Below are 25,339 nucleotides of genomic sequence, written 5' to 3'. Positions count from 1 at the left end.
ATCGTAAATAAGTGTATTATTTTTTTATCACTGTCAAAATTTTTATACATAACAGGAGGACAATATGGCATTCTCATTTCCCACAATAAAAGAATTTCTAAAAACATTATCTATTGATCATACATATAGCACTCAACACATTGAACAAGTTGACGAAAAATTTTATTACCGACCTTCTACTACAGAAGAATATAATTGTGCAGTTATATATGAAGATGATTCGTTCACCACTTTAATTGACGGGGTTTCCAATGAACTAGCTGTTATCATAATGAACCGAAATAAAGAGCCTATATGCTCTATAACGGCACAGCAAATCATTCCGTTTCTTGTTAAGTCTTACAATGAACTCCAATCTTTTTATAACACCGTAATACAAACTACTGATTCTTCTGTTACAGTCATCGATGATAAAGAACGTGTCCGTACTTGGACAGATGGCGCCGAAAAGATTTTTTCAGTCAAGCATAATGAAATTATCGGGCAACCTATCACTCGCTTTTTTGACTATAAAGATTTGGAAATTTTGCAATCATTACATGACGGAAAAAGCATAATCGCTCAGTTCCATCAACCTCGGCCTGATCTGTTCGTATTAATTAATTCAAACCCAGTTTATTGTAACGATGAAATTATAGGAGCAGTTGTCTCTGAAACTGATGTTACGAATCAAGTCGCTTTAAATGAAAAACTATTTAATATGTCACATGAAATGCACCGTTTAGAACAAGAGGTCGCAAAGTATAAAGATGAATCAGACCCTTTCCTTGCGATGAATGGAAAGAGCCCTGTTATACAAAGAACGATACAATTAGCTAGAAAAGTTTGTTCGGTGAAATCAACTGTTTTAATACTCGGCGAAAGTGGTGTTGGAAAAGAAGTATTTGCGAAAGCAATTCATGATGCAAGTGAAGCAGCTAAAGCTCCGTTCATTTCAATTAACTGCGGCGCAATTCCAGAAGCATTATTTGAAAGTGAATTATTCGGCTATGAGCGCGGGGCGTTTTCTGGTGCAAATAGCAAAGGGAAAAAGGGTAAAATAGAGCTCGCGCAAGGCGGCACATTATTCCTTGATGAAATAGGCGAAATGCCGCTCGATATGCAAGTAAAACTTTTACGTGTACTACAAGAAAGAAAATATTACCGAGTTGGTGGAGAAAAAGAGATTCATATTGATTTCCGTATTATCGCTGCTACAAATCGTGATTTACAAGAAGAAATGAAAAAAGGCACGTTCCGAGAAGATTTATACTATCGTCTAAATGTCGTTAGCTTGCATATTCCACCGCTGCGGGAAAGACGCGAAGATATCATTGAATTAACCTACTCTTTCTTAAACGATTTTTCAATCAACTATAACAGACCAATTCGCGACTTACCGTCCAGCATTATGCATGAACTGCTTCATTACAATTGGCCAGGTAATATTCGCGAGCTCCGTAACGTTGTTGAAAGACTTGTTGTATTTGCGACTGACGGTATTATAAAACAAGAATATTTACCATTTCATACAACTGAAACTTTAGAGGAACATTCGGCTCATTCCCTATTACTCAGCAACAATAATACAATCCTCTCTTTACAAGAAGAGATGGAGGAACATGAGAAAAAAGTCATTGAGAGGGCTTTACGCATTTTGAATGGGAATAAATTAGAATGTGCGAAACAGCTTGGTGTTACGAGGGCCACTTTATATAACCGTTTAAAAAAACTTGGATTACAATAAACCTTCCCTCCTCTATATTGGCATATTTTTTGCATTATATAATTTGTGCAAACCGAACTAGAGGAGGAATACATATGACGAATAAAGACCACTTAATTGTTTGTCGATGTGAAGAAGTTACTTACGGTCAACTTCAATCGACAATTGCTGATTATAAATGCTCGGCAAGAGAATTAAAACTAAGAACACGTGCTGGCATGGGATTTTGCGGTGGCCGCACATGTAGAATGATGATAGATCGAATGATTGAACATGCAAATCCAGGCGTAACTACAAATGATATTCCATTGAAATATCAACCACCGGTACGAGCAGTTACTTTTGGATCGGTAGGTGAAAGTAAATGAGTAGAATTACACATCACCCTATTTTAGGAAGTTTAAATAATAGCAATCACATCACTTTTCAATTTAACGGTCAACAATATGAAGCATATGAACATGAAACGATTGCGGCCGCTTTACTTGCAAACGGAATAAGAACATTAAGAGTGCACGAAGATAACGGGACGCCGCGAGGTATTTACTGTAATATCGGACATTGTTCTGAATGCCGCGTCACTGTAAACAATCAAGCAAACGTACGAGCATGCTTAACTGTTGTAGAAAACGGTATGGTTGTTGATAGTGGTAAACAGCATCCAAATATCGTTAGAGAGATGGTGAAAAAGCGATGAATGATGTCATAATTATCGGAGCTGGACCAGCGGGTTTATCAGCCTCTATCTCTTGTGCTCGTTTTGGACTAAATGTACTTGTTATTGATGAATTTATGAAGCCTGGCGGGAGATTGTTAGGACAATTACATCAAGAGCCTTCTGGAGAATGGTGGAACGGAATAGAAGAATCGAAGCGACTTCAAGAAGAAGCAAAATCACTTTCAGTTCATATTCGATGTGGTATTTCCGTCTATAATTTAGATAAAGATGAAAGTTGTTGGTTCGTACATACGAATATCGGTACGTTAGAAGCACCGTTCGTTTTACTTGCTACTGGCGCTGCTGAGTACTCCATTCCCCTTCCCGGTTGGACACTTCCAGGAGTCATGTCAATCGGGGCAGCCCAAGTAATGACAAATGTTCATCGCGTTCAAGTTGGGGAAAAAGGAATCATTATTGGTGCTAACATTTTGTCATTCGCTATTTTGAATGAATTACAATTAGCAGGCATCAAAGTTGAACATATCGTACTTCCTGAAAAAAGTGAATTAAGTCAAAAGGCTGGAGAACCAGAAGAAGTTTTAAACTCTCTTTTAAATGCGGCTCATCTCGCTCCTTCTGCTTTTCTACGCATAGGTAGCCATTTTATGAAATATGACTGGATTCGAAAAGCCGGATTAACCTTCTATCCAAACAGCGGAATGAAAATAAACGATACACCTCTTCACCTTCGAAAAGCAGCGCTTGAAATTATCGGAACAGATCAAGTTGAAGGTGTACGCGTTGCTAATATTGATACGAAAGGAAACATCATCACTGGATCGGAACAAATATATGAGGCAGACTTCGTTTGTATTGCAGGTGGCTTATATCCTCTTGCTGAACTAGCCGCTGTAGCCGGCTGTCCTTTCCGTTACATTCCGGAATTAGGTGGGCACGTTCCTCTCCATTCTGAAACAATGGAAACCCCTCTTACTGGTTTATTTGTAGCCGGCAATATAACTGGTATTGAAAGTGGGAAAATTGCAATGGCACAAGGTACTGTTGCTGGATATTCAATTGTAAAACAGGCAAATAAAAAATCCCATTCAGTTGAACAACAATTGCAACAAGCAATCCAACATGTACATGCCGTACGTCAAGAAGCTGCCATTCAATTTAACCAGGGTGTTGATGTCGGTAGAAGGAAGATGAATGAAATTTGGCGTGATTATTCCCTTGCATTTGCACATACTAAAAAGAGCTGTTGAGAATACTCTCAACAGCTCTTTTTTCTACTCATCTGAGTTATTAAATTTCGCCAATGCGTAAATGCCTTCTTCATCATCTAATTCAAGTTGTAATCTTGCCGCAAATGAATTGACATTATATTCTCTGTCAAGCAATAAGCGTAGTGCTTCGATTAAGTTCGCTTGAATTAAAATTTGCTGGCGACCATTTACCTCTACTTCAGCAGAGAAACCGTAGTCATCGTCGTACATAAGTTCAACTAAAACTTCTTCTGGACCAACTTGTCTTTTTTCAGCGATATATACGCAAAGGGCATTGATCAGTTCTTGTTCAGAAATTTTTATCGTTTCCATGCTACTTCATCTTCCTTTTTCTTACGTTGATCTTTGAAGTATTTAAATGCACGAACTGCTAACATTACGATACCAGCCATTACTAACATATTTACCATAAACGCTAATACAGAACCAAGAGCTCCCATATTTGCAAATAAGCTACCCATTAGTAAACCACCAAGACCACCTAGTAATAAACCTTTCATAAAGCTTCCTTTATTACTTTTTGGTGCTGTGTTTGTTGCTTTCGTTTTCGAATCTGGAGTCGTTTTTTGAGAATTTACATTTGAATCTTTTTTGTTTAAATCAACTTTTGATTTTTGGCCTGAACTTGGTGAAAATGATTTTTTACCAGATTTGTAACTTTTCGCTGCCGCATGATCTACGAACATAAAGCTACTAGCACCAAAGATTACCATGAATGCTGTCATTACTGCTACAAGTTTTTTCAACATATTATATCCATTCTCCTTTTATATAGATATATGTGAAATCTATCTCTCTAGTAAATTCAGAATGATAGATTTATTTTTAAGAACATTTTAAGGTTCTTATGAACTTATTATATGAACTTTTGTCGAAATATGCAAGTATTATTTACTTCCGACAGTTTTATGACATAAGGAAAAATTAAGCAAAACAGAATTGACTTTAAATGAAACAAAACATATTATAGGTTCATAAGAACTTTTATTATTTATGGAGGTGAAAAGATGGAAACATTTCATCTCACACGAAACGAAATGGCTACTCTTCTTCTATCACTAAGAGGATGGAATACGAAAAAGCCTCTCGGTATTTTACAAGAAGCTTGGGCAAAGTCACATAAAAAAGATATTGAAAGCGGACAAAGCGTTACTGCTTTTATTACTACCGCACTTTCACCTATTTTCGAAAAACTAATTAAGATTGAAGATACGGACGTTGGTTTTTCATTAAATGAAATAGTTGCGCTTGGAAATCAAATTGAAAATACAAGTTTCTCAGTAACAGCCATGCAGAACTGGGTGAAACGAGATATAAAAGAAATGATTGGCTCTCCTCAAAAAGGAAAAAAATATTCAATTGAACAAGCAGCCTTACTATTCATTGTTGAAGATTTAAAAACAGCACTTGATTTTGAATCTATTCGTAAGCTATTACGCCTTATCGTAAATGACCCAGCTGATCGAAGTGATGACTTAATCAATCCTGTTCATTTATATGGAGCTTACTCTTCTCTATTTGAAGAACTCAATCAGGGGAATTGCTTACAATTAAATGCAACAGATACAGTTCATACAATTGAAAACATCGTAAAAGAAAAAGCTGATAAAATCGCAAGCAAGTTCGATCAAATTAATAATGAACAACGCGAAGCAATTCGTAACGCCATTATTATCGCCACACTCTCTGTGCATACCGCTTATGTACAAATGTTAGCGAAACGTTACGTAACAGCAACTTTATTTTTACAGAATTTAGATGTGAAGCCGTAAAAAATAGGAGCAGAAATGCTCCTATTTTTTTATGAGAAATTTTTAATAATCTTTTCATTCTCTCTTCATGAAAATTGAACTTATATACTTTACTATAATACTTATAAAGGACATAAAAGAATTGAAATAGCAATCCCCTATACAAATAAGGTATAATCTACACATAGTGAATCTTTTATATTATTAACTATAAGGTTCACCTATTCAAAAATACATAAACTAGAAGGTGCAACAATGGTAAGTAGTTTTATTCACTCAGTATTAACATTTTTTGAAGGGCTAGGTTATTGGGGCATTATGCTTGGACTTATGATTGAGATTATTCCAAGTGAGATTGTCCTTGCTTATGCGGGATACTTAGTATTCAATGGTAGTATCTCATTTTTAGGCGCAGTTGTGTTTGGTACAATTGGTGGTGTTATTGCTCAAATCTTTATTTATTGGATTGGCCGATACGGCGGACGCCCTATATTAGAACGTTATGGAAAATATATTTTCATACATAAAAAACAAATAGATGCTGCAGAAGATTGGTTTAATCGTTACGGAACTGGCGTCATTTTTACAGCACGCTTCATTCCAGTAGTGCGTCATGCGATTTCAATTCCTGCTGGTATTACAAAAATGTCATTCCTACGTTTCACTACGTTAACAGCACTCGCAATCATCCCTTGGTCTATCATTTTCATTTACTTAGGTGAAAAACTAGGTGAAAATTGGGAGAATATTAATGATATCGCTGGACCATATGTGAAATCATTCGCAATTGGTGGCGTCATACTTATTGTTTTATACTTCGTTATAAAAAAATGGACAAAAAAACGTAAAAATCTTGCGTAAAAATATATAATAAAAACCGCTATACATTCATTACGAATGTTAGCGGTTTTTATTATAGGCTTGATTTTGTATTAGAAATTGTATTATTTCTTCTTTGTGCTTTAAGTCATGTTGAATGAGTGATGAAAAGTAATGATTTAATTTCACTTTTTTAGTGCCAAATTGGTAGACATTATAAAAATATTTGGTGGGAATTCGCTCAATTTCATCCACTAACTGTTTACGAGTAACACTGAATTGATTTAATAGTCCTTCTTTTGAAATACCAGATCTCGCATATTTAATTGCTCCCTTATTCATTTCCTCAACATCTATTGGAACATTTGGTACAGATTGTCCACTTATAAAGTATGGAATTCTATCCTTTATTAAAAACACGTCCCAAACGATAAAATGTGAAATTACATCCGCAATTGCCCATGAACCTTCTCTTAATGCCTGAAACCATATATCATCAGGTACTCGCTGTAATGTTTGACACCATTCTATTATATTTAACTTTTCTTCTAAAACATTTTCTTTCTTCATTATGAATTCCTTTCTCGCACTTGTAATTCAGTCATATGAATATCTTCTAGGAATTATATAAAAAGCCTCCATAATTATGTGGATAAGCAACAATTCACTCATTCATTTCGTATATTATCTCAAAAAGGAGTGATTCCCCTATGCATTGGCAACAAAAAATACAATACTTAATCGGACGCCCTATCGGTATTTCCTTCATAAATGGGCAGGGAACTTCTGGTGTATTATGTTCAGCACATGATGGTCAATTATATGTGTATGAATACCTTTATCAAGCGCAGTTCGCAATGAAGCATTATGATTTTAGACACATTCAAGATATACATGCCTTTCCGAATTGCCCACATCAAAATCCTCTATACTAAAAAAAGGAACAGCTTATAGCCGTTCCTTTTTCTCCACACTTATTTCTCAGTATAAAAGTTTTGCACTGCTTCATCAAAGTAAATCCAGCCTTTCCACCCTAAATGAATTGTATCTTTTAAGAAATACTTATCATATTCATGGCCAGAAAAGTCAACTACTGGGTATCCTGCTTTCTCAACTTGTTCCCGAACTTTTTTATAATATACTTCACGGCGTTCTTTAGGGAAACCAGCGTAATCATACCACGGTCCGTTTACAGGTACAGAAATGAATAGTGGCTTGACATTTTTCTCTTTAAAAATATTTAAAACAATTTGTAAGTCATCATATTCAGGTGATTCTTCATACGATTCATTTGCTCTAAAGTTTTTTAAACCTTTTAATTTTTTCTTTAAATTATGTTTATAGTAATACGGATTTTCAATGCCAAATGTGTTTGTAGTAGATTCCGCTTTCCCTTCTTCTTCCGCATGTTTACGTGCATCTACCCATGAAATTGAACGAAGTCCCACATTTGTTTTTTCTTTCATCGGCTCAATCTTAAATATAGAGTTAAATAAATCTCTATGATCTAAAATATTTCGATGCATATAAGCAAGTGGTTTAACTAACTCCGCTTTTATGTTATGTTTCGTATCATTATATACAATACCTTCTAATGAATTTTTTAAAATATCATCTTCTTGAACAACTTTATAATCTAATAGTCGTTTCGCAATTTGCTTCTTCATTTCTACATTTATTTTATCATTAAAAATAAAATGATATGCCTGTTGTTTGGAGAAATTGTTCGTAAAATCCCCCTGCGAAACCCCAGTCTTTGTAAACCATTGTGGCGATAAAACAAAGACTACTTTTTTACCTTCTAACTCATCCATAGTAGACGTCATATTTAATATATGAGCTAAACTTTGTGTACCGCCAATTCCGATTAAATATGGCGTAAAACCTGCGGGATTCACCTTGAAGTAATTAGATGGATGATATGCATCCATTCGTAAAAATTCAGATGAACCGTACATCGGTAAATACTGAGAATTCTCTAACATTTTCTGTTGCAAGAATACACTTTGTAATTTTTCTTTTTGTAAGGAAGTTGCCGCATCTTCTACTTTCTTATCACTAATCAGTGATACTAAACTTTTCGATGGGATGAGTATGATAATGAAAAAAAGTACACACGCTAAAATTATCGGACCAAAAGCATGCTTCATTTTCATTTTTTATTCCTCTTCCTATCACTATTAAATTGTAACCCTTGTCTTTGACACGCCATCATTTCTCTCCTTTTTCTCTATACATGTTCCATTCTATTTATCTATTATATACATGTATGTATTTCTTTCCTTGTTCTATTAAGTCCTATATTTAGCACAAGAAAATGTTTCCATAGAAACACGTTAATTATACAAGATTCTACATACATTTCACACTGGAATTTGAGTAATAATTTTATTTTTAAACAGTTAAAAAACATAAAAAATGTCTATAATTTATCCAATGATGTCTTGAGTTCAAAGTACGATAATAAACGGCCACTATGATCAACATCATGAGTATATGTGAAACCTAAATTTCGTAAAAGTTTTTTCGAATTCTCATTTTCTACTTTTACTCTAGCAATTATTCTTTTTTCATTCATCATCTCTTTTGCATATTGAATGGACGCCTTTGCTGCTTCTGACGCATAGCCATTTCCCCAATACTCCGGATCAAGTAAATACATAATTTCTATTTCACCTGTTTCATCTATTTTTCTTAAACCGCAATGTCCTAAAAGCTTGTCTGTATTTCTATTAACTACCAACCATACCCCGAAATCATACTGTTCCCAATGTGATATTAGTTGTATAACATAGTCTTTTGCTTCTTCCTTTGACATTCCACTTGATTTAGCAAGCCATTTGCCAACAGCATCTTCCTTTATTATGCTATAAAACTGATCAGTATCTTCTATAAGCGGCTTTCTCATGAGTAACCTTTTTGTATGTATTACTTTCTTTTCTTCAAACATAAAACTTCATTCCCCTCCAAAATTTTATACAGACTAGTAAATTATACCATGTACTATTCACCTGACTTTAACTAAAAAAACAGACTACCACACACGTGGAGTCTGTTTACTCATCCTTTATTTTTGGACATCTGCCCATTTTAAACTTGTTGCTGGTCCAAATTGATGTACGTATAAATCTTTCACATATGGCTTTTGTAAGTAAGATAATCCGCGCTGGAATACTGGAGCAATAACTGCATCATCAAGTAGCATTTTTTCAGCATCTTGTAGTGCTTTCCAGCGAGCCTTTTCATCATTACCTAATTCTGTTTTAATCTTCTTAATTAACGCATCATATTCCGGATTTGCATATTCAGTATTGTTTACACTGCTTCCAGAAAGGAATACTTCTAAGTAAGTCATTGGATCTGGATAATCTGGTAACCAGCGTGATAACGACATTTCATATTCTTTCTTCTTCTCTAGCGCTAATTTTTGCGTGTGTGGTTGTAATTTCACATTTACCTTTAAGCCAGGTAAGTTTTTCTCAAGCTGCTCTTTAATATATTCTCCTACTTTTTTGAAGTTTTCTAAATCATAGTTTAATAACTCAAGCGTTACTTCATTTGTACCAGTCTCTTGCTTCGCCTTTTCCCAATATTCTTTCGCCTGTTTTACATCAGTTTTATTAAATTCACCTGCCGTACTTCTAAAATCTTTTTTATCTGGACCTTTTAAAAATCCTTTTGGTACGTAATAGTTTGCAGCAACCGAACCATCATTTAAAAATGAAGTCGCAAGTCCTTTCTTATCAAACACTGTACTTAGTGCAAGACGTGCATTTTTATTTTTAAGAATCGGCACATTTTCATTAAATCGGAAGAAGTACATAACTGGATCTGTATATTGTTTTAGCTCTTTATTATTTTTATATTTATCTACGAATTCTGTAGAAATGACAGCTCTATCAACTTTATCTGTTTCATATAAATTTACCGCAGTTGAAATTTCTTTAACAATTTGATAGTTTACTTCATCTAGCTTCACTTCTTCTTTATCCCAATACTTATCGTTTTTCTTCATCGTAAAACTAGCTTCATGCTTCCAATCAGATAATGTAAATGGCCCATTATATATCGCTTTATTTGCTTCTAATCCATATTTATCACCTTGCTCTTTCGCATATTTTTCGTTAATTGGATAGAAGGATGGTAAAATAAGTAGTTTCGTAAAATACGGTACAGGATGTTCTAACTCTACAACGAACGTTTTATCATCCTTTGCTTTTACTCCTAATTCATCTAACCCTAGTTGTTTCTTATTTATTTTCTCTGCATTTTTCACATCGTACGCAATGTATGCATATTGAGAAACTGTATCCGGGTTAATAAGCTGCTTCCAAGCATATACGTAATCTTGCGCTGTTACTGGATCTCCGTTAGACCATTTCGCATCACGCAAATGGAATGTATATGTTTTCCCATCTTTACTCACTTCATATTTTTGTGCTCCAGCCTCAATCACTTCATCATCTTTCGATAAACGGAATAATCCTTCCATTACGTTATTTAAAACGTTAAATGATACTGCATCTGTTACTTTCCCTGAATGTAACGATGGAATTTCACCCGTTTCTAGTAACTGTAATACTTTCTTCTCATCTTTCGGCTTTGTCGTTGTTTTTTCTTTTCCGCAGCCAACTAAAATCGAAGAAACGAATAGAGTACTAACTAATGAGTAGCGAACAAATTTTTTCATTTGAAAACCCCCTCTATTTTTTAAGGTAAGTAACGACGAGCACCAGCGTATTCTTCTATATATCCAGGTGTATTTAACGGTATAATCTCTACTGATCTTTCAGCTCTTGGTGAATGAATCATATTTCCGTCACCAATATACATTCCCACATGATGGACACTACCTTTCCCTTGATCATGTGCAAAGAAGATTAAATCTCCTTTTTGTAAATTTTCTTTATCCACTGCAACTCCATTTCTCGATTGCGGACCAGAATCTCGCGGAATTGTAATACCATGCGATTTATAAATCGTATGTGTAAATCCAGAGCAATCAAATCCGAAGCCACTTGTACCAGCCCAAATGTAAGGTAATCCTAAAAACATTTTCCCTGTGTTTATTAAATCATCGGCCGCCGGGGTTGGAATATCATTTTGAGAACGGTAAACCGTTCCATCATTTTTTCGTAGCCAAGCTTTCTGCCCATTTGGTAGCAACACGCGGTATGAAATCGTATCTTCACTAAGTAGCGGCAGTCGCGTATTATAGCTCACTTCAAGCGATTTATGTTTTTCAGAAGGATTTATATATAAAATGGCTGTCGGTTTCGTTACTAATACGAAAGGTTCATTTGTTTTATCTGCAAATTCTTGATTATATGTTAACTGTTTTTCAGGCATCCATCCTGGGTAGCCTTCTTCATTTCGAGGTGTTGGCTGACCATGGACTAACACTTTCACCCAATCCCCTTTTTTATCTACAACTGTTACTTCTTGGCCTAATAACGCTTGCGTTTCTAATTTATTTGCACTTGTTAACCAAAGTTTCTCATCGAGCGTCATCGATTTCGTCCACTTCCACAAATCAACTGGATTTGTAGCACTTGGTGCATCAATTGGCCGTAATGAATCAGGCGTGGTCCAAAGTGTTGCGGCAGATACATCGATAAACGCCTTACTATCTTTCTTTTCTTCAGCATTTGCTGATGTAAACGATGAAAATATAAATAAAGTTGTTAAAAATGCAGTTCCTACTTTTTTCATAAATATCCCCCTTAAAAGATAATTTACTAGTCTCTTCTCCTAAGATTTACTATTCACTGTCGATTGAAGGTTTACCTTTGATCCAGAATAAGTCATTCCTTCCGGTTCTTCCATTAACCAAAGTGGCGCATCAAGATCGAAGTAATGAATATTAGGATGTGCAGCAGCTAAATGTGCAACAGCACTAACAGAAAGAGAAGATTCCATCATGCTTCCTACCATACATTTCACACCAGCTGCTTCTGCGATATCGGCAATACGCCACGCTTCGCGAATGCCACCACATTTCATTAATTTAATATTGATTAAGTCTGCATATCTTCCTTGCACAATTTTTAATACATCACTCGCTGAAAATATGCTTTCATCTGCCATAATAGGTGTTTGTACATGATCTTTGACGTACTTTAATCCATCCCAATCTTTCGCATGAACAGGTTGTTCAATAAATTCAATATTTAAATTGCGATTTTCCATCTCTTTAATGATAGAAACTGCCTCTTTTGGATTCCACCCTTGATTTGCATCTAATCGTAACGTCGTATTTTTTGGTACGCTATTTCGAATCGCTTCAATACGTTCTAAGTCTAAGTGTGCAGATTTCCCCACTTTAATTTTTAAAGTTTGAAATCCTTTTTCTACATGTTGCTTTGCCTCTTTCGCCATAATGAAAGGCTCATCTACACTCACCGTAATATCTGTATGAATTTCTTTCTTCCCGCCTAATAATGCGTAAAGTGGAACATTACGATATTGACAATACACATCATATAATGCGATATCTACCGCTGCTTTCGCACTTGGATTTCCAATGCAACTCACTTGAATGTGCTGCAGTAACTGCTGAAATTGAATGATATCTTGACCAATTAAACTTGAACGCATCGGCCCTAAAATTGCTTCTTCAATCCCGTTAGCGAAATCACCCGTAATAACCGGCGTTGCAGCTGCAGCTCCCTTACCGACAATTCCTTCATCTGTATGAATATATACATCTATACTTTCTATTTCGGTTACGGTACGAAGCGCGGTTTTAAACGGTGTATGAAGATTTACACGTCTACGATTTACTTTTACATCGGTAATTTTCATTTTGTTCATCCTTTCTTTATCTAGCAAAATAGAGCCTTAATTCTTAACTTTTTTGGATCAAAAGATCTCCGGTTGTGCTTACTTTCCATGTAGAAGGTACATGTGAAATAAAAAAATCCAGCCATAAGAAGATTCTTACGGCTGGATTTTGTCTATGAATGTGTAGACAAAGCAGCGATTTGGTTATATTTTTTCTGTGCATCTTTTAATGCTACAAGTAGTGCCTTTTGAGAAGAACCGAAATAACGATCTTTTATTTCCATTACTAACGCTGGGTCATTAATATTTTTATGTAGAAATAAATATTTAACAAACTGTGATGTTAATGCAATTGTCGCTGAGCAATCTGCATCTACAATTTCCCCAGTCTCCTTAACAAGTACAAACGCTACAAAATAGCTTTTAAACTTTTCGGTAATGGGATTATTTTGAGGTGCTTTCGCATCCCCTACGACATAAATTGTATTTGAAGCGTACACAGCTCTCTTCCTTTCTAATACGGGATAACGGTTTTCTTAATAGTCGTATGAGTGATAAACTCAACGTTGATTAAAAAATGTATCCGCTTACCTTGTATTATAATACAATTGACAGAATTTTAACAACATTTATTTTCGTATATATTCCATAAGTATAAAAACAGCTCAAGCTCTTCATTTTTACAATATGTAATTGTTTCTTGTACCATGACATTCATACATGAAAAAACAGCTAGCTATCGCTAACTGTTCTATTACACTACTTCGGCAACACAAATATAGTTTCATTTGACTTAGAAAATTGATATTCTTTTCTCGCAAATTTCAAAATTTCTTCCTCATCATCTGTTAAATTTTCTATGTTAGTCTTTAAAGAAGCCTCATCTTTCTTTAAAGAAACCAATTGTTTTTTTTGATTCGTAATTGTATCTTTTTTTTCTACAATTATTTCTTGTTGTTTCGTTAAAATAAATTGAACGTACAAAGTAGCCGCCGCAATAAATATAAACATGAATATAAATCGCCTTAGTTTTTTCTTATTAATTGCTTGATTCTCATTAGACTGTGATAGTTGTTCTTGTATATTAGGAACATTTATTCGCTTGAGTTTCCTCATTATGAAATCCCCCTAACACATATATTTTCACTACCATCGGCATGATTTCTTATTAACTTTAATTCTATTCTTATAAAATAAGCTCCTTCACAAAAATATCTCACTAATTAACCAATTAAAGATAGCATTCGACGACATTTCCATATTTACATTGCATTTTTTTATGTATGCTGGCATAAAATAGTAGTTTCTGTTATTCTTTTTCTACTATTGTAGAAGAGTTTTTTTACATACAAAGTTCTCCTTGTTTTAACATGGTTACAAGGAGAAAAGAGATGCATTTTCGTACATTCAATAAAACTAGAATGACTGTTTAAGAGCTTAAGTTTAGAGCATAGATCATACCTATATACACTCAAAATAAGAAAAAAGCCCAATTTGGGCTTTTTTAATTTTATAAATCAATATCATACTCCATACTTTTGGCCGTTTCTTCAGCAATCTCCACACCTAACAAATTTTTCACAATATGAAATGATATGTTAATACCAGCTGAAATTCCGGCTGATGTAATGATGTGCCCTTCATCTACAAATTTCATATTCTCCATTTCAAATTATAGTTTACATAATAATATTATCTGTTTAATCACTATCTTTTATTTTAAATATTAAAATTTTCTGCTAAAATAATGCTAATCATGTTTAGTATGGAGGAGAAATTATGTTACAAGTAATACCTTTAAATAGTGAAGACTATGATTTAATTAAAGCGGCTGAAAAAGTAATCGAAAAAAACTATAAATATGGCCGTCATCATATCGGTTCAGCAGTACGCACTAAAACAGGTAATATTTATGCAGCAGTGCATGTTGAAGCGAATGTTGGAAGAATAACAGTATGTGGTGAAGCTATGGCAATTGGAAAATCTATTTCAGAAGGTGATCATGAATTTGATACCATTGTAGCAGTCGCTCACCCACACCCTCATGAAGATATAGAAAAATGTTGGGTTGTTGCTCCATGTGGTATGTGTCGAGAATTAATAAGTGATTACGGAAAAAATACGAACGTTATACTTTCTTATAATGATGAACTTGTAAAATGTAACGTAATGGAATTATTACCTGAAAAGTATACAAGTGAAGTAGAATAATTATTCCAGTTTTCCATTCATCTTATAATATTATTTCAATAAAAAAACAATCCGTTTTAAAAACGAGTTGTTTTTTTATTTCTGTTTTATGCAGTTTATTTTATTTTTCTATTTTTTTAAATGATTAGATTATCATTAACAAAAATGAAATTGAAAATATTTAAGTTTATTTCATTTTTTCATTTGAAAATAAAAATGCACTTTCTCCTTATATTCGATAAATATGAATATAAAATCTCTAAAATCAGCAGTCTTATCATACCAATCTATAACAATTCTGCCTTCTTCCCTTACCTGTTTCCTTTAACACATATGATTTTAATACAAGCGACGTTAATGAATCTGTTAATGTTTTATATGATAAATTAGATAATGCTAATAGATCGTTCGTATATAACATTCTATGCTTCTCTAATAATAATAGTACTAATCGTTCAGACGGTTTTAATGCCTCATCACTTTCGAGTATAAAGTCTATATTTTTCATTTCTCTAATTATTACTCCTTATATAAAAAAATACTTACGCAACTAATTTAATATAAAAATAATACATAACAAAATTTGAAATATATTAAAATAACATTGTTTTAAAACACTATTATACTATAACATAGAAAAAGCATTTCCCGAAATAGGAAATGCTTTTTTATTGCTTATAGAATTCTTCAAACGATACATTATATTTCAAATATTGATCCGTACAATTCCCTACAAACTTCTCTGATCATTCAAAAGTATTTGTAGTACATCAAGTTCTACTAAAATGAGTTAACCATTTTCTGGCATTTTGTTCTACCTTAAATATTTCTTGCGATGTGCGGCTTACTGTAATGACTTGTTCCACCACCGCCTACTACTACTTTACCGCCCTGTTCGAAAATTAATAATTTACTTGAACCATCTGCAAGAAGTACTATTACTTCAGCATTATTACTTGTTGCTACATAAATTACATAACCACTTTTTGATATACAAGTTTCCCAATTCGCATCAAATTCTGATCTTAATACACGATTTGAATACACTTGATTTTCAATTCTATTTTGTTCTTCGTTTGCCAAATTTATCCCCTACCTCTCTAAAATATCATTTATAGAAACATTACAGTTCTATTTAAAATAGTGACTGTCTTTAATATAAATAGTATATGTAGTTAGTAGAAGGATGCTTGGACAATGAAAACGTAATAACATGTACGTAATATACAATTAAAACAAGACAATCGATATTGTATCGATTGCCTTGTTTTCTTACATACTTCTTTATTTTTCTTTTCGTACTGCTTCAAAAGTAAACATTTGATTTGCCTTTGACGGTTTTTTTTCAAAAACATAGTCAGCAGAGCAAGTAATATTAGAGAAACCAATACTTTCTAAAAGAAGTTTAAACTCTTCTATTCCATACCAACGCACCGCAAAGCGTTGCAATTCCGTTTGTACTAACTGCCCTTTACTCCATTTTTCATATTTTAAATATGATAGAGTAGTTTGATTCAGCCAATCTATTTCAATTGATTTATTTTCTAATGTAATTCCGTCTCCATTTGGCAAAGAAAAAGTCGATGTATGAATCTCCCCCGTCTTCCAGTCATACGGAAGCATAATATCTACGATTAATCGTCCGCCTGGATTAAGATGTTCATAAAAACATTTCAATGCATTTATAGAATCCTCTCGATTTTCAATTAAGCAAAAAGAACCAGTAGGAATGATAATTGCCTCATATTTATGCGGAAGTGAAAATTTTTGTAAGCTTCCTTCATATAAATTAGGGTGTAAGCCTCTCTCTTTGCATCTTATACGGCACGATTCTAGCATTTCAGGTGAATAGTCAATCCCATCTACTGTAAAACCAGCCTCAATAAGCGGGATGATGACACGCCCTGATCCTACTGCTGCTTCGAGAATTCTACCTCTACAATTTTTCAAACGTTTTTCGTAATACTCAATATCACCATTTAAAGAATAACCGACAGGCTTTGTGTAATCATAAAGTTCCGTGCAAAGTGAACTATAAAAACTAAACATTTATTTTCTCCTCCGTTTTTACGTACGGAAGATTTTCATTCAATTAATCTTCCTGTACCTTTACTTTTAATGAAAATTCGAAAGAGCTGACTGTCATACTATATCACTCGCTTTCCATAGAATATAATCATATTGTATAATATTTCCTTTGAAATGCCAATGTAAATAATGAAAATTCAAACTCTTTACCAAAAGGAGGATATGATGAATTCATTCATTATATTTCTTTTACTTCTTATTGCTTTTAATGCTCTAATTTTCTTTATAGCGAAGAAATATAGGCAAATATGGAAAATATCTAGTGGTATTTTCATTCTTGCTGCCCCCATTGTTTTCTTCGCCACTTTGCACATAATTGGCGAAAAAGTAGGCGATGGATTCGCTGGAGGTTTTGCGGGCCTTATATTTAGTGGCCTATTGATCATGAATGCAATTTTCTTATTTGTTGTAAGTATTTTTGTATCTACCAATAAAAATTCATAATAAACTCCCCCTTTCAAAATATAAAGAGCTTACTATACGGTAAGCTCTTTATACTATTTATTTCACAATTGGCAATGTCACTTCACTTAATTTTACTGTAAGCTTCGTGCCCGCTTTCGGTCTAATTGTATAATCATAGTCACTAGCCATTAAAACGACCCCTATTTGATGCCCAGCTTTAAATACATAATCATCTGGCTGCATATCCCATGTAAATGTATAATCTTTGCCCGGTTGAATCGCCGTTGAATTTTCTATACTCTTTACGTTTTGTGGATCCATCCAGCCTCTCGTTACGATTTCCGGCTTCGCTCCTCCATAATCAACAAGTAAAGCGGTTAAATTTGATACAGATCGATCAATATTTCCCGTAATTGAAATCTTTGGTGTACCACTTATACGCGTATCTTTTTGCAGTACAGGCATTGTATACACTAATCGATTGGCTACTTCTAATTCTGGGTTTGCAACTAATTGGTTTGATTTCATTTTTGCATCATCTACGAATGAAAACATCTTATTAACAGAACCCATACTCAATGGTAAATTAACGGCTTTATTACTTAAATACATTCGCACTTTTGACGGCACAGCTGATGGATCCGGCCAATTTTTCATTTTATCCCAAGTTTTATTTTCACGTTGTACATCGACCATTGGTTCATTCATAATTCCATTTTCAATTCCGTATAACCAATAATCGAACCATTTATTTTGTGTTCTTTGCCAGTCATTCGTTGATGTTCCACCGTGTCCACCTTGATGTAGCCACATTTTTCGAGGGACATTATTCTCTCCAAGTGCTTCCCACCATTGCGCGAACTGCTTCGTCTTTACATTCCAATCATTTAAACCATGAACAACAAATACACTCGCTTTTACGTTTTTAGCATCTTTTACATAATTTCGTTTATCCCAAAAATCATTATAATTACCAGTTTTCCGGTCCTGTCCGGCTGTTAGCTCTTTTATTACTTGTCCGCAAACTTCAGGGTTTTCCCTTGTTAATACTGCTTCGGCCATATTATCTGTATCTTCTCCTTGGTATCCACCTGGCGCAATCACTGCACCGTTTGCACGATAATAATCATACCAACTACTAATCGCTGCGATTGGTATAATTGTTTTTAGCCCTTCAACGCCTGTCGTCGCAACAGCATTTGGTAACGTACCATTATAAGAAACTCCTGTCATACCGACATTTCCCGTTGACCAATCGGCTTTAACTTCCTCACCATTTTCTTTATATGCTTTCGCACGTCCATTTACCCAATCAATTACAGATTTCGTCCCTAATATTTCTTGCTCATCCCCAGTCGTCGGACACCCTTCTGATTTCCCAGTTCCAATACTTTCACCTAAAATGACTGCATAGCCTCTTGGCACATAATAATTTCCATACGAACCAAGATTAACAGCTCCATACGGTTTCCCTTCATACGCATACAATTCTTCATCTACGTTATATACAGGAACATCTTTTAAACCAGCTCGATATGGACTCATTTCATATATAACAGGAACTTTCACATTCGAATCAGTTTTTGGACGCATAACCTTTACCGATACACGATCCTTTTTTCCATCTCGATCACTATCTACTTCCGTTTCTACAAATAAATTTTCAATAATTGCTTCATCAAGCGAATAAATCGGTTTTGTCATCCCATTTTCTAATTCAATTTTCATGTTTGATTGTAACGCCTCTGAAACTTTTCCATTTAACTTCACGTCATTCTCATTTATGTAGTTTGTTTCTTTATTGTCTGCATACGCAGTCGTGCTAGAAACTCCTGATGTAATTGATAAAGATAATATTGCTGATAATGTTGCTATTTTCTTTTTCCCCATACCCTTCCCTCCCCATATATTTCTCTTTTTACTATACAATAAAATTACAGAAAATTCAGTTTATATTTTATACAACAACTTGAGAAATTTGTAGAACACTCTTCCAACGGGCTTTCAAGGTTATATATTTTGAATTACTACTTACATATATCAATAAAAAAACATCGCCTATTAATAGACGATGCTCTACTAGTATTGAATTAGTCATTCTTCATATGAATATAAAATCGTATTTCTCCCCCTATAGTAACTACGCCATAGTCAAAACCATGTCTTTCTACAATACTTTTCACGATCGCTAAGCCTAGTCCTGTACCTGAACGATCTTTACTACGAGAAGATTCTAAGACGTAAAAAGGTTCCCAAATTTTATCGATATCTTTCATATGTTCAGCATTCATACCATTTTGAATTTGAAAATATACACTCTCATTTCGATCTTCTAATGTAATTTTTATATTTTGATTTGATGTATATTTTATCGCATTAGAAATTAAATTTTGGAACACCATTCTCATTTTATTTACATCTGCATAAACAATTGCATCGCCAACATTATAGTTCACTTGCAAATTAATTTCTTTCGACTCCAGTTCAATCTTATGCTTATCTAATATACTTTGGACTAGTGATTTAATAGAAAATTCTTCTTTTTGTAACACATCTCTTTCTAGTTTAGAAAATCGTAATAACTCTTCAATTAAGTTTGATATGTGATCCGATTGTTTAATGATTGTATCTATGTATGTACCATCATCTAGACCATCTTTTATTCCCATAGAATATGCTTTCACTAACGCGATTGGAGTTTTTAATTCATGGGTCACATCACCCATAAATCGTTTTAAATGTTCATTACGATCTGTTAAATCTTGATGCGCTTCCTGTAGTTTTTCACTCATGATATTAATACTAGTAGCTAAGTCTCCTATTTCATCATTCGTTTTCACTTTTGTCTTTTTAAACTGTAAACGTGAAATATCTTCTGCGACATCACTTAATTCTTTCAGCGGTGTCGTAATTGTTTTTGACAATATCCATACAAGTACGATAATGAGAAAAATCGTAATAACTAAAATGAATAAATAAAATGAGTTTAACGTTTTTATTATTTCATTTGAATGTGCGATAGAAACTCCTACTAAAATCAACATATCATCCTTCGCCATGTATTTCACAAAAAAACTAGATTTGATTTTCTCTTGATCATATATTTTATTCGAATGTCCGAATTTCTTTACTTTCATTATTTCTTCTTTTGTAATCCAAATTTTATTAAGGGCAACTCTCTTTTTTGTAAGTTGCATACGTAACTCATCATTAATATGATCTTCTGAGTCTTTTATGGATGTATACGCAATCGTAACATTCCCCTCATTTTCAATGCTCGTAATTGCTTCATCCAATTGTTCTCTCGGTATGGACTGAATTTGCGCTGTAATACCTTCTAAGCTTTCTCGTGTTTTGTAAATATTATATTTCGGTAAAAGATAGTTAATTAATAATAAAGAGATCGTAAATATAAGAATAACGGTTAAAGATATACTAAGAAATAGCTTTTTTCCAAGCTTATTCACTCTGTTCCTCCAAACTATATCCTAGCCCGCGGTGCGTCTTTATAATATTTTCTCCAATTTTTTTTCGTAATCTCCTTACATGTGTATCAACAGTTCGCTCTTCTCCAAAATAGTCAAATCCCCATACGATATCTAACAATTTTTTACGAGTTAAAATCATCCCTTTATGATTTAAAAAACATTTTATTAATTCTAGCTCTGTTTTTGTAATATCTAATTCCTTGTCATTTTTATAAACTTTATTTTTCGTAAAATCAATTTTTAAATCTTGAACTTGAATGACATCATCGTGCTGTATTAGCTTTTTCGCTCGAGTAATGAGTACACCTGGATGAAATGGTTTTTTTACGTACTCATCTGCCCCGCTTTGAAGAGCTGCTAATTCATCTTCGCTTTCACTTTTCGCCGTGAGCATTAATACTTTTACGCTTGAGTTTTTCTTTATTTCCTGACAAACAGTAATACCGCTATGTTTCGGCATCATCCAATCTAAAATAGCTAAATCAATTTTTTCATCATAAAATATTTGAAGTGCTTCTTCTCCATCTTTCGCTAAGAAAACTTCGAAGCCTTCTTTCTCAAAATAAGCTTTTAAAATCCTTAGCATATCTTGTTCATCATCTGCGATTAATACTTTCATACATTATCCTCCATTGCTTTTAAACAAAAATCAATTGTATCATACAACTTCTTTGTTACATGTATGTGACAGAAAAATATTTGAACCAGTTAAGGGTATAGTAAAAACGAGGTGTTGTACTATGATGAAAAAAATCGGGGTCATTACTCTTCTTTTCTTCTTATTATCAACAAATGCGTTCGCAAATACAAATCAACAAATTGAAGTATTTGATTGTCAAAAAGAAATGGTCGTTCAAAAACAATCTTTAGATCCAGCTATTCAAAAAGAAGCTATTCAATATGCTAAATCCATTACTGGCCCATTCAAAAACTTAAACGTCGTTCCAAAAGATGGTCACATGATAAAAATCCCTTTATCTAAACCAGTTTCTATTACAAATCAATGGTTACATACAACAATTGATGAAGTACTTATTCTCCTCCCTCTTAATCAAAAACCTTATATTATGCTTTACGACGATGAAAATAATCCACATTTCTATTATGTAAAAGGTGATCCGAAGGGATTATTGAAGCAAATGAATGTAAGCACATAATTGACTAGAAAAAAAGAGATCTCGTAAGCTTATTTTTAGAAGCTGAGGTCTCTTTTTTCTACTATTATTTCGGTAAATGAAATTAAATTTTCTTTTTATAAATATAGGAACTCGAGACTAATAAAATATTGTTTTAATAGCCTTTTCTATAATACTTTATAGTGACTAGATCTTTTATATACTTCTCTCTTCACAAATCCATTTGCAGTATAAAATACATCACCTTGTTTCGTATCTGTATGTAAAACCACCACTTTAAAATACTTTTCTGCATGAGATAATAGTTTGTTTAATAACAACTTCCCTAGTCCTATACGACGATAGTCCTTCGCAATATAAAATCTCCTTAATCGGCCAATCTTATTATTTTCTGTATACGGATCCGCATTTAGCCCACCTATTCCAATTAACTTTTCCCCTTGAAAAATACCATATAGACATTCTCCTGTTTTATTAAATGTGTTTATTTTATTTTCATATTCACTTATTAGTTTTATTAGGAAATAAAACCCTTCATCTTTGCTTTCCTGAACAAGATAATCGGATTCGTATATCATTAAATCTTCAATTTGTTGAATATGTATATCTTTCAAGTAAATCCCCCCTTAATATGGAAACACATAAAAATGCTCTAGAATTATTGATTCTGAGCATTTTTATGATTGTTATCTTATTCAATTCGTAGTATGTGTATTCTTCACTTCAGTTTTAAATCGATAATATAGTTGTTTAAGTCTTATTGAACTAAAGTAGCTGTTTGCTTAAATGAATAGATTTACATTTATAATGCCTCTCAAATATAATATCAGTTTATAAATTCATTATTCTACTCTAACATTGTTCAAGTTAAGTTATAATTTGTTAATCTATAATCTTGTGTAACCACAGTTCAAATATCTTTAACTGTTCTTCAGTATGAAAATAATGTTCACCTGTCTCCATGACTTCTAATGCACAACGATGTTTTTTTGTAAAATCGTTAATAATTTCAAATTCACACAGTTCATCCTTGGCTCCATACATAATATATGTATCTATATTCCATGTATTAATAGGATGTTCTTTTACATAGCATAAATAATCCCAATATAACTTTTGGCCAATTGGTGTCTCTATAGTCATTTCTTTTTGCAAAAGCTCCGGTGTTACATTAAACCATTTCATCATATTTTCAATAATTCGTTCCATATTAACTACTGGTGATAAAAATAATGCCTTTTCTATCACATCATTTTGATAGGCTAAAAGACTAAAATAAGCTCCAATACTACATGCAAACACACTTACTTGTTTCCAATGTTCTTTTGCGTAATTCATAATTATAGATAATTCACTAACACAAACCTGTACTTTGCAAGGTGTATTATCATTTGTTCTTTCTCCATGCTCAGGTAAATCAAAACTTAATACTTGATAACCTTTTTGATTAGCTTCTTCAGCTAATTTTTGAATAACTGTATCCTCCTTATTTGACATATTTCCATGTACTGCAATAAAAACTTTTTCACTTCTATCTCCCCACAAAACCGCGGGAATATTACTAATGTTAAAATTATCTTTAAGCATATTTCCTCCGTGGAATAAGATATATAGGAATTGGCAAAAAACTGCACACATTTTATAATCTCTGCACAGTAGACAATATCCCCTTCAGCTCCAGTAAATCATCTATTACTATATCAGCTTGGGCAAGTTCATCTTCTTGGGCAAAATCAAAATTACATCCAATCGCAATCAAGCCATTATCTTTAGCTGCGTTTATATCAGATAAACGATCCCCGACTACAGCTGCTTCTTTTATATCATATTTGTTCAAAATACTTTTTACTAAGTCGCTTTTATTAAGTGAGTTTATTTGTTCAATACTAAACGTTTCAGTAACCCATTGGTCTAAATCATAATAAGATACAATTGCTCGTAAATATTCAGTTAAACCATTACTTGCAATATATATTGAGCAATTATTTTCTTTTATATATGTAAAAATTTCTTTTACGTTCGGATATAAAGCACCTTTTCCGCTCTTAATGTTTTCAATTAATCTTTCTAAAAAATATGCATCTGTTTGTTCTCTTATTTCAAGAGAATAATCTGGTAATAAAGCTTCCCAAACTTTCGGTAACGGCACGCCCATAATTTCACGGTACTTATCAATAGGTGTTACCGTATCCCATAATTGAAGTGATCTTAAGTGATCAAATGTATCATCTAACGATAACTCTAAAATTTTATCTGTTTGAAATAACGTCCCGTCCATATCAAAAATTAATGCTTGTAACATTTCATTCTCTCCTTTTGAACTATAAGTTTTACTCGATATAGTTTTCAACATCTCAACGATAATTTCTGAACAATAGTTTGCGGCCGTTTTCGCGAAGTCATCATAAGAAATTTGTGCTTCATCGTCTGCACTGTCAGAAATACATCGTATTACGAGAAACGGTACTTCATTTATGTAGGCAACATGTCCAATTGCTGCACCTTCCATTTCTGTACAATGCGGTGCATATTCATCTATTAATTTCGCTTTTAGTTTTGAATCTTCAACAAAACATTCACCGCTTACAATTCTTCCTTCATGAATTTCCATATGTAAAGAACTACTATTACATGCTTTACGCGCTAGCTCTACTAATTCCTTACTTGCGATAAATTCTTCTTGAAACGGGAATAGGTTTTTCATTTGAGTCTTACTTACATCATGATGGGTAACATTCGTTGAAATAACGATATCACCAACTTTTACATCCGGGTGTAACCCTCCAGCAACACCTGTATTGATGATAGCATCTACATCAAATTTATGAATTAATGTTTGCGTACATGCGGCTGCATTTACTTTCCCTACACCACATCTTGTAACAATTACTTCAGTTCCCATAAATTCTCCAACGTAAAAAGGCATTCCCGCAATTATTTGTTCTTCTTGTACAACTAATTTTTCTAAAAGTAAGTCTATTTCAATTTGCATTGCTCCGATAATGCCGATTCTGTTCATGTATG

At 33.4% G+C, this 25,339-nt stretch carries 29 protein-coding genes and 1 pseudogene; 10 read left to right on the top strand and 20 right to left on the bottom strand.

Features of this window, described 5'->3' with window-relative positions; translation table 11 throughout:
- Positions 1–64 precede the first annotated feature (64 nt).
- The 4 genes from AC0L0O_RS10325 to AC0L0O_RS10310 all read left to right on the top strand — a co-directional run bounded on the left by AC0L0O_RS10325 (position 65) and on the right by AC0L0O_RS10310 (position 3,634).
- Entirely contained in the window at positions 65–1,726 is a 1,662-nt protein-coding gene (locus tag AC0L0O_RS10325) for a sigma-54 interaction domain-containing protein (RefSeq protein WP_000885721.1), read from the top strand.
- A gap of 74 nt (positions 1,727–1,800) precedes the next feature.
- A complete protein-coding gene (locus tag AC0L0O_RS10320) occupies positions 1,801–2,073 on the top strand; it encodes a (2Fe-2S)-binding protein (RefSeq protein ID WP_000182232.1) in 273 nt (90 codons plus the stop codon).
- Positions 2,070–2,402 carry a (2Fe-2S)-binding protein gene (locus tag AC0L0O_RS10315; protein ID WP_000087057.1) on the top strand — a complete coding sequence of 111 codons (333 nt, stop codon included), beginning with the start codon at positions 2,070–2,072 and terminating at the stop codon, positions 2,400–2,402. The genes AC0L0O_RS10320 and AC0L0O_RS10315 overlap by 4 nt, the downstream gene beginning before the upstream one ends.
- Positions 2,399–3,634: an NAD(P)/FAD-dependent oxidoreductase gene (locus AC0L0O_RS10310; RefSeq protein WP_001000591.1), complete on the top strand. Its 1,236-nt coding sequence runs from the start codon at positions 2,399–2,401 to the stop codon at positions 3,632–3,634. Before AC0L0O_RS10315 ends, AC0L0O_RS10310 begins: the two co-directional genes overlap by 4 nt.
- A 24-nt stretch (positions 3,635–3,658) precedes the next feature.
- Here the strand turns inward: AC0L0O_RS10310 and AC0L0O_RS10305 are convergent, their stop codons facing one another.
- Positions 3,659–3,967: a YxcD family protein gene (locus tag AC0L0O_RS10305; protein ID WP_000447759.1), complete on the bottom strand. Its 309-nt coding sequence runs from the start codon at positions 3,965–3,967 to the stop codon at positions 3,659–3,661.
- The gene (locus AC0L0O_RS10300) at positions 3,955–4,404 is read right to left on the bottom strand and encodes a hypothetical protein (RefSeq protein ID WP_000914472.1); all 450 of its coding nucleotides are present in this window, start codon (positions 4,402–4,404) and stop codon (positions 3,955–3,957) included. The genes AC0L0O_RS10305 and AC0L0O_RS10300 overlap by 13 nt, the downstream gene beginning before the upstream one ends.
- 258 nt (positions 4,405–4,662) lie before the next feature.
- Here AC0L0O_RS10300 and AC0L0O_RS10295 point away from each other — a divergent pair, with 258 nt between their 5' ends.
- Both AC0L0O_RS10295 and uptA read left to right on the top strand, forming a co-directional pair.
- Positions 4,663–5,427, top strand: a complete 765-nt coding sequence (locus tag AC0L0O_RS10295) for a DUF1836 domain-containing protein (protein ID WP_000447236.1) — start codon at positions 4,663–4,665, stop codon at positions 5,425–5,427.
- Between the two features lie 234 nt (positions 5,428–5,661).
- The gene (gene uptA / locus AC0L0O_RS10290; protein WP_000254816.1) at positions 5,662–6,267 is read left to right on the top strand and encodes an undecaprenyl phosphate transporter UptA; all 606 of its coding nucleotides are present in this window, start codon (positions 5,662–5,664) and stop codon (positions 6,265–6,267) included.
- A gap of 39 nt (positions 6,268–6,306) precedes the next feature.
- Here uptA and AC0L0O_RS10285 read toward each other — a convergent pair whose 3' ends face one another.
- Complete coding sequence (locus AC0L0O_RS10285) at positions 6,307–6,795, bottom strand: DinB family protein (protein ID WP_000712040.1); 489 nt, start codon at positions 6,793–6,795, stop codon at positions 6,307–6,309.
- 140 nt (positions 6,796–6,935) lie between these two features.
- On the opposite strand from AC0L0O_RS10285, the gene AC0L0O_RS10280 reads away from it, so the two are divergent.
- A complete protein-coding gene (locus AC0L0O_RS10280) occupies positions 6,936–7,160 on the top strand; it encodes a hypothetical protein (RefSeq protein WP_000558700.1) in 225 nt (74 codons plus the stop codon).
- A 39-nt stretch (positions 7,161–7,199) separates the two neighbouring features.
- Here AC0L0O_RS10280 and dltD read toward each other — a convergent pair whose 3' ends face one another.
- The 8 genes and pseudogenes from dltD to AC0L0O_RS10240 all read right to left on the bottom strand — a co-directional run.
- Positions 7,200–8,381 carry a D-alanyl-lipoteichoic acid biosynthesis protein DltD gene (gene dltD, locus AC0L0O_RS10275; protein WP_000782320.1) on the bottom strand — a complete coding sequence of 394 codons (1,182 nt, stop codon included), beginning with the start codon at positions 8,379–8,381 and terminating at the stop codon, positions 7,200–7,202.
- A 266-nt stretch (positions 8,382–8,647) separates the two neighbouring features.
- Entirely contained in the window at positions 8,648–9,175 is a 528-nt protein-coding gene (locus AC0L0O_RS10270; RefSeq protein WP_000461347.1) for a GNAT family N-acetyltransferase, read from the bottom strand.
- Positions 9,176–9,292: 117 nt separating this feature from the next.
- Complete coding sequence (locus AC0L0O_RS10265) at positions 9,293–10,915, bottom strand: peptide ABC transporter substrate-binding protein (RefSeq protein ID WP_428889096.1); 1,623 nt, start codon at positions 10,913–10,915, stop codon at positions 9,293–9,295.
- Positions 10,916–10,935: 20 nt separating this feature from the next.
- Entirely contained in the window at positions 10,936–11,937 is a 1,002-nt protein-coding gene (locus AC0L0O_RS10260; protein WP_000755450.1) for a C40 family peptidase, read from the bottom strand.
- A gap of 39 nt (positions 11,938–11,976) precedes the next feature.
- Complete coding sequence (locus AC0L0O_RS10255) at positions 11,977–13,038, bottom strand: dipeptide epimerase (RefSeq protein ID WP_002036501.1); 1,062 nt, start codon at positions 13,036–13,038, stop codon at positions 11,977–11,979.
- Positions 13,039–13,181: 143 nt separating this feature from the next.
- A complete protein-coding gene (locus AC0L0O_RS10250) occupies positions 13,182–13,508 on the bottom strand; it encodes a DUF3870 domain-containing protein (protein WP_000271324.1) in 327 nt (108 codons plus the stop codon).
- Positions 13,509–13,767: 259 nt separating this feature from the next.
- Positions 13,768–14,124, bottom strand: a complete 357-nt coding sequence (locus AC0L0O_RS10245; RefSeq protein WP_001228716.1) for an FtsB family cell division protein — start codon at positions 14,122–14,124, stop codon at positions 13,768–13,770.
- Positions 14,125–14,518: 394 nt separating this feature from the next.
- Positions 14,519–14,674: pseudogene (locus AC0L0O_RS10240) on the bottom strand (DJ-1/PfpI family protein); the annotation flags it as partial.
- Positions 14,675–14,787: 113 nt separating this feature from the next.
- Between AC0L0O_RS10240 and AC0L0O_RS10235 the strand changes: the two are divergent.
- The gene (locus AC0L0O_RS10235) at positions 14,788–15,219 is read left to right on the top strand and encodes a cytidine deaminase (protein WP_000942266.1); all 432 of its coding nucleotides are present in this window, start codon (positions 14,788–14,790) and stop codon (positions 15,217–15,219) included.
- A 256-nt stretch (positions 15,220–15,475) separates the two neighbouring features.
- On the opposite strand, the gene AC0L0O_RS10230 is transcribed toward AC0L0O_RS10235, so the two are convergent.
- From AC0L0O_RS10230 to AC0L0O_RS10220, 3 genes are all read right to left on the bottom strand, one after another.
- Positions 15,476–15,706 carry a hypothetical protein gene (locus AC0L0O_RS10230; protein ID WP_000789033.1) on the bottom strand — a complete coding sequence of 77 codons (231 nt, stop codon included), beginning with the start codon at positions 15,704–15,706 and terminating at the stop codon, positions 15,476–15,478.
- 311 nt (positions 15,707–16,017) lie between these two features.
- Entirely contained in the window at positions 16,018–16,281 is a 264-nt protein-coding gene (locus tag AC0L0O_RS10225) for a hypothetical protein (RefSeq protein ID WP_001262616.1), read from the bottom strand.
- 201 nt (positions 16,282–16,482) lie between these two features.
- Entirely contained in the window at positions 16,483–17,247 is a 765-nt protein-coding gene (locus tag AC0L0O_RS10220) for a class I SAM-dependent methyltransferase (protein WP_000490887.1), read from the bottom strand.
- Positions 17,248–17,451: 204 nt separating this feature from the next.
- On the opposite strand from AC0L0O_RS10220, the gene AC0L0O_RS10215 reads away from it, so the two are divergent.
- Positions 17,452–17,730 carry a hypothetical protein gene (locus AC0L0O_RS10215; RefSeq protein ID WP_001083946.1) on the top strand — a complete coding sequence of 93 codons (279 nt, stop codon included), beginning with the start codon at positions 17,452–17,454 and terminating at the stop codon, positions 17,728–17,730.
- 57 nt (positions 17,731–17,787) lie between these two features.
- On the opposite strand, the gene AC0L0O_RS10210 is transcribed toward AC0L0O_RS10215, so the two are convergent.
- The 3 genes from AC0L0O_RS10210 to AC0L0O_RS10200 all read right to left on the bottom strand — a co-directional run bounded on the left by AC0L0O_RS10210 (position 17,788) and on the right by AC0L0O_RS10200 (position 21,798).
- Entirely contained in the window at positions 17,788–19,581 is a 1,794-nt protein-coding gene (locus AC0L0O_RS10210; RefSeq protein ID WP_000516719.1) for a Xaa-Pro dipeptidyl-peptidase, read from the bottom strand.
- A gap of 200 nt (positions 19,582–19,781) precedes the next feature.
- Entirely contained in the window at positions 19,782–21,158 is a 1,377-nt protein-coding gene (locus AC0L0O_RS10205) for a sensor histidine kinase (RefSeq protein WP_001037277.1), read from the bottom strand.
- Positions 21,151–21,798, bottom strand: a complete 648-nt coding sequence (locus AC0L0O_RS10200; RefSeq protein ID WP_000865971.1) for a response regulator transcription factor — start codon at positions 21,796–21,798, stop codon at positions 21,151–21,153. The genes AC0L0O_RS10205 and AC0L0O_RS10200 overlap by 8 nt, the downstream gene beginning before the upstream one ends.
- A gap of 121 nt (positions 21,799–21,919) precedes the next feature.
- On the opposite strand from AC0L0O_RS10200, the gene AC0L0O_RS10195 reads away from it, so the two are divergent.
- Positions 21,920–22,336 carry a hypothetical protein gene (locus AC0L0O_RS10195; protein WP_000976090.1) on the top strand — a complete coding sequence of 139 codons (417 nt, stop codon included), beginning with the start codon at positions 21,920–21,922 and terminating at the stop codon, positions 22,334–22,336.
- Positions 22,337–22,482: 146 nt separating this feature from the next.
- Here the strand turns inward: AC0L0O_RS10195 and AC0L0O_RS10190 are convergent, their stop codons facing one another.
- The 3 genes from AC0L0O_RS10190 to AC0L0O_RS10180 form a co-directional block, all read right to left on the bottom strand.
- The gene (locus tag AC0L0O_RS10190) at positions 22,483–22,929 is read right to left on the bottom strand and encodes a GNAT family N-acetyltransferase (protein WP_000651668.1); all 447 of its coding nucleotides are present in this window, start codon (positions 22,927–22,929) and stop codon (positions 22,483–22,485) included.
- A 268-nt stretch (positions 22,930–23,197) separates the two neighbouring features.
- Positions 23,198–23,902 (bottom strand): alpha/beta hydrolase, encoded by a 705-nt coding sequence (locus AC0L0O_RS10185; RefSeq protein ID WP_000910329.1) that lies wholly within the window; start codon positions 23,900–23,902, stop codon positions 23,198–23,200.
- Between the two features lie 52 nt (positions 23,903–23,954).
- Entirely contained in the window at positions 23,955–25,334 is a 1,380-nt protein-coding gene (locus AC0L0O_RS10180; RefSeq protein ID WP_001079727.1) for a 5'-methylthioadenosine/adenosylhomocysteine nucleosidase, read from the bottom strand.
- Between the last annotated feature and the right edge of the window lie 5 nt (positions 25,335–25,339).

It is taken from the genome of Bacillus sp. GS3m_15504 (genome assembly GCF_055825275.1).
Note: the sequence above shows the minus strand (reverse complement) of the source record. Positions and strands in the feature narration are given on the sequence as shown.

Coding starts and splice junctions, on each gene's coding strand:
- AC0L0O_RS10325 (WP_000885721.1), top strand. CDS start 65: ATGGCATTCTCATTTCCCACAATAAAAGAATTTCTAAAAACATTATCT.
- AC0L0O_RS10320 (WP_000182232.1), top strand. CDS start 1,801: ATGACGAATAAAGACCACTTAATTGTTTGTCGATGTGAAGAAGTTACT.
- AC0L0O_RS10315 (WP_000087057.1), top strand. CDS start 2,070: ATGAGTAGAATTACACATCACCCTATTTTAGGAAGTTTAAATAATAGC.
- AC0L0O_RS10310 (WP_001000591.1), top strand. CDS start 2,399: ATGAATGATGTCATAATTATCGGAGCTGGACCAGCGGGTTTATCAGCC.
- AC0L0O_RS10305 (WP_000447759.1), bottom strand. CDS start 3,967: ATGGAAACGATAAAAATTTCTGAACAAGAACTGATCAATGCCCTTTGC.
- AC0L0O_RS10300 (WP_000914472.1), bottom strand. CDS start 4,404: ATGTTGAAAAAACTTGTAGCAGTAATGACAGCATTCATGGTAATCTTT.
- AC0L0O_RS10295 (WP_000447236.1), top strand. CDS start 4,663: ATGGAAACATTTCATCTCACACGAAACGAAATGGCTACTCTTCTTCTA.
- uptA (WP_000254816.1), top strand. CDS start 5,662: ATGGTAAGTAGTTTTATTCACTCAGTATTAACATTTTTTGAAGGGCTA.
- AC0L0O_RS10285 (WP_000712040.1), bottom strand. CDS start 6,795: ATGAAGAAAGAAAATGTTTTAGAAGAAAAGTTAAATATAATAGAATGG.
- AC0L0O_RS10280 (WP_000558700.1), top strand. CDS start 6,936: ATGCATTGGCAACAAAAAATACAATACTTAATCGGACGCCCTATCGGT.
- dltD (WP_000782320.1), bottom strand. CDS start 8,381: ATGAAAATGAAGCATGCTTTTGGTCCGATAATTTTAGCGTGTGTACTT.
- AC0L0O_RS10270 (WP_000461347.1), bottom strand. CDS start 9,175: ATGTTTGAAGAAAAGAAAGTAATACATACAAAAAGGTTACTCATGAGA.
- AC0L0O_RS10265 (WP_428889096.1), bottom strand. CDS start 10,915: ATGAAAAAATTTGTTCGCTACTCATTAGTTAGTACTCTATTCGTTTCT.
- AC0L0O_RS10260 (WP_000755450.1), bottom strand. CDS start 11,937: ATGAAAAAAGTAGGAACTGCATTTTTAACAACTTTATTTATATTTTCA.
- AC0L0O_RS10255 (WP_002036501.1), bottom strand. CDS start 13,038: ATGAACAAAATGAAAATTACCGATGTAAAAGTAAATCGTAGACGTGTA.
- AC0L0O_RS10245 (WP_001228716.1), bottom strand. CDS start 14,124: ATGAGGAAACTCAAGCGAATAAATGTTCCTAATATACAAGAACAACTA.
- AC0L0O_RS10235 (WP_000942266.1), top strand. CDS start 14,788: ATGTTACAAGTAATACCTTTAAATAGTGAAGACTATGATTTAATTAAA.
- AC0L0O_RS10230 (WP_000789033.1), bottom strand. CDS start 15,706: ATGAAAAATATAGACTTTATACTCGAAAGTGATGAGGCATTAAAACCG.
- AC0L0O_RS10220 (WP_000490887.1), bottom strand. CDS start 17,247: ATGTTTAGTTTTTATAGTTCACTTTGCACGGAACTTTATGATTACACA.
- AC0L0O_RS10215 (WP_001083946.1), top strand. CDS start 17,452: ATGAATTCATTCATTATATTTCTTTTACTTCTTATTGCTTTTAATGCT.
- AC0L0O_RS10210 (WP_000516719.1), bottom strand. CDS start 19,581: ATGGGGAAAAAGAAAATAGCAACATTATCAGCAATATTATCTTTATCA.
- AC0L0O_RS10200 (WP_000865971.1), bottom strand. CDS start 21,798: ATGAAAGTATTAATCGCAGATGATGAACAAGATATGCTAAGGATTTTA.
- AC0L0O_RS10195 (WP_000976090.1), top strand. CDS start 21,920: ATGATGAAAAAAATCGGGGTCATTACTCTTCTTTTCTTCTTATTATCA.
- AC0L0O_RS10185 (WP_000910329.1), bottom strand. CDS start 23,902: ATGCTTAAAGATAATTTTAACATTAGTAATATTCCCGCGGTTTTGTGG.
- AC0L0O_RS10180 (WP_001079727.1), bottom strand. CDS start 25,334: ATGAACAGAATCGGCATTATCGGAGCAATGCAAATTGAAATAGACTTA.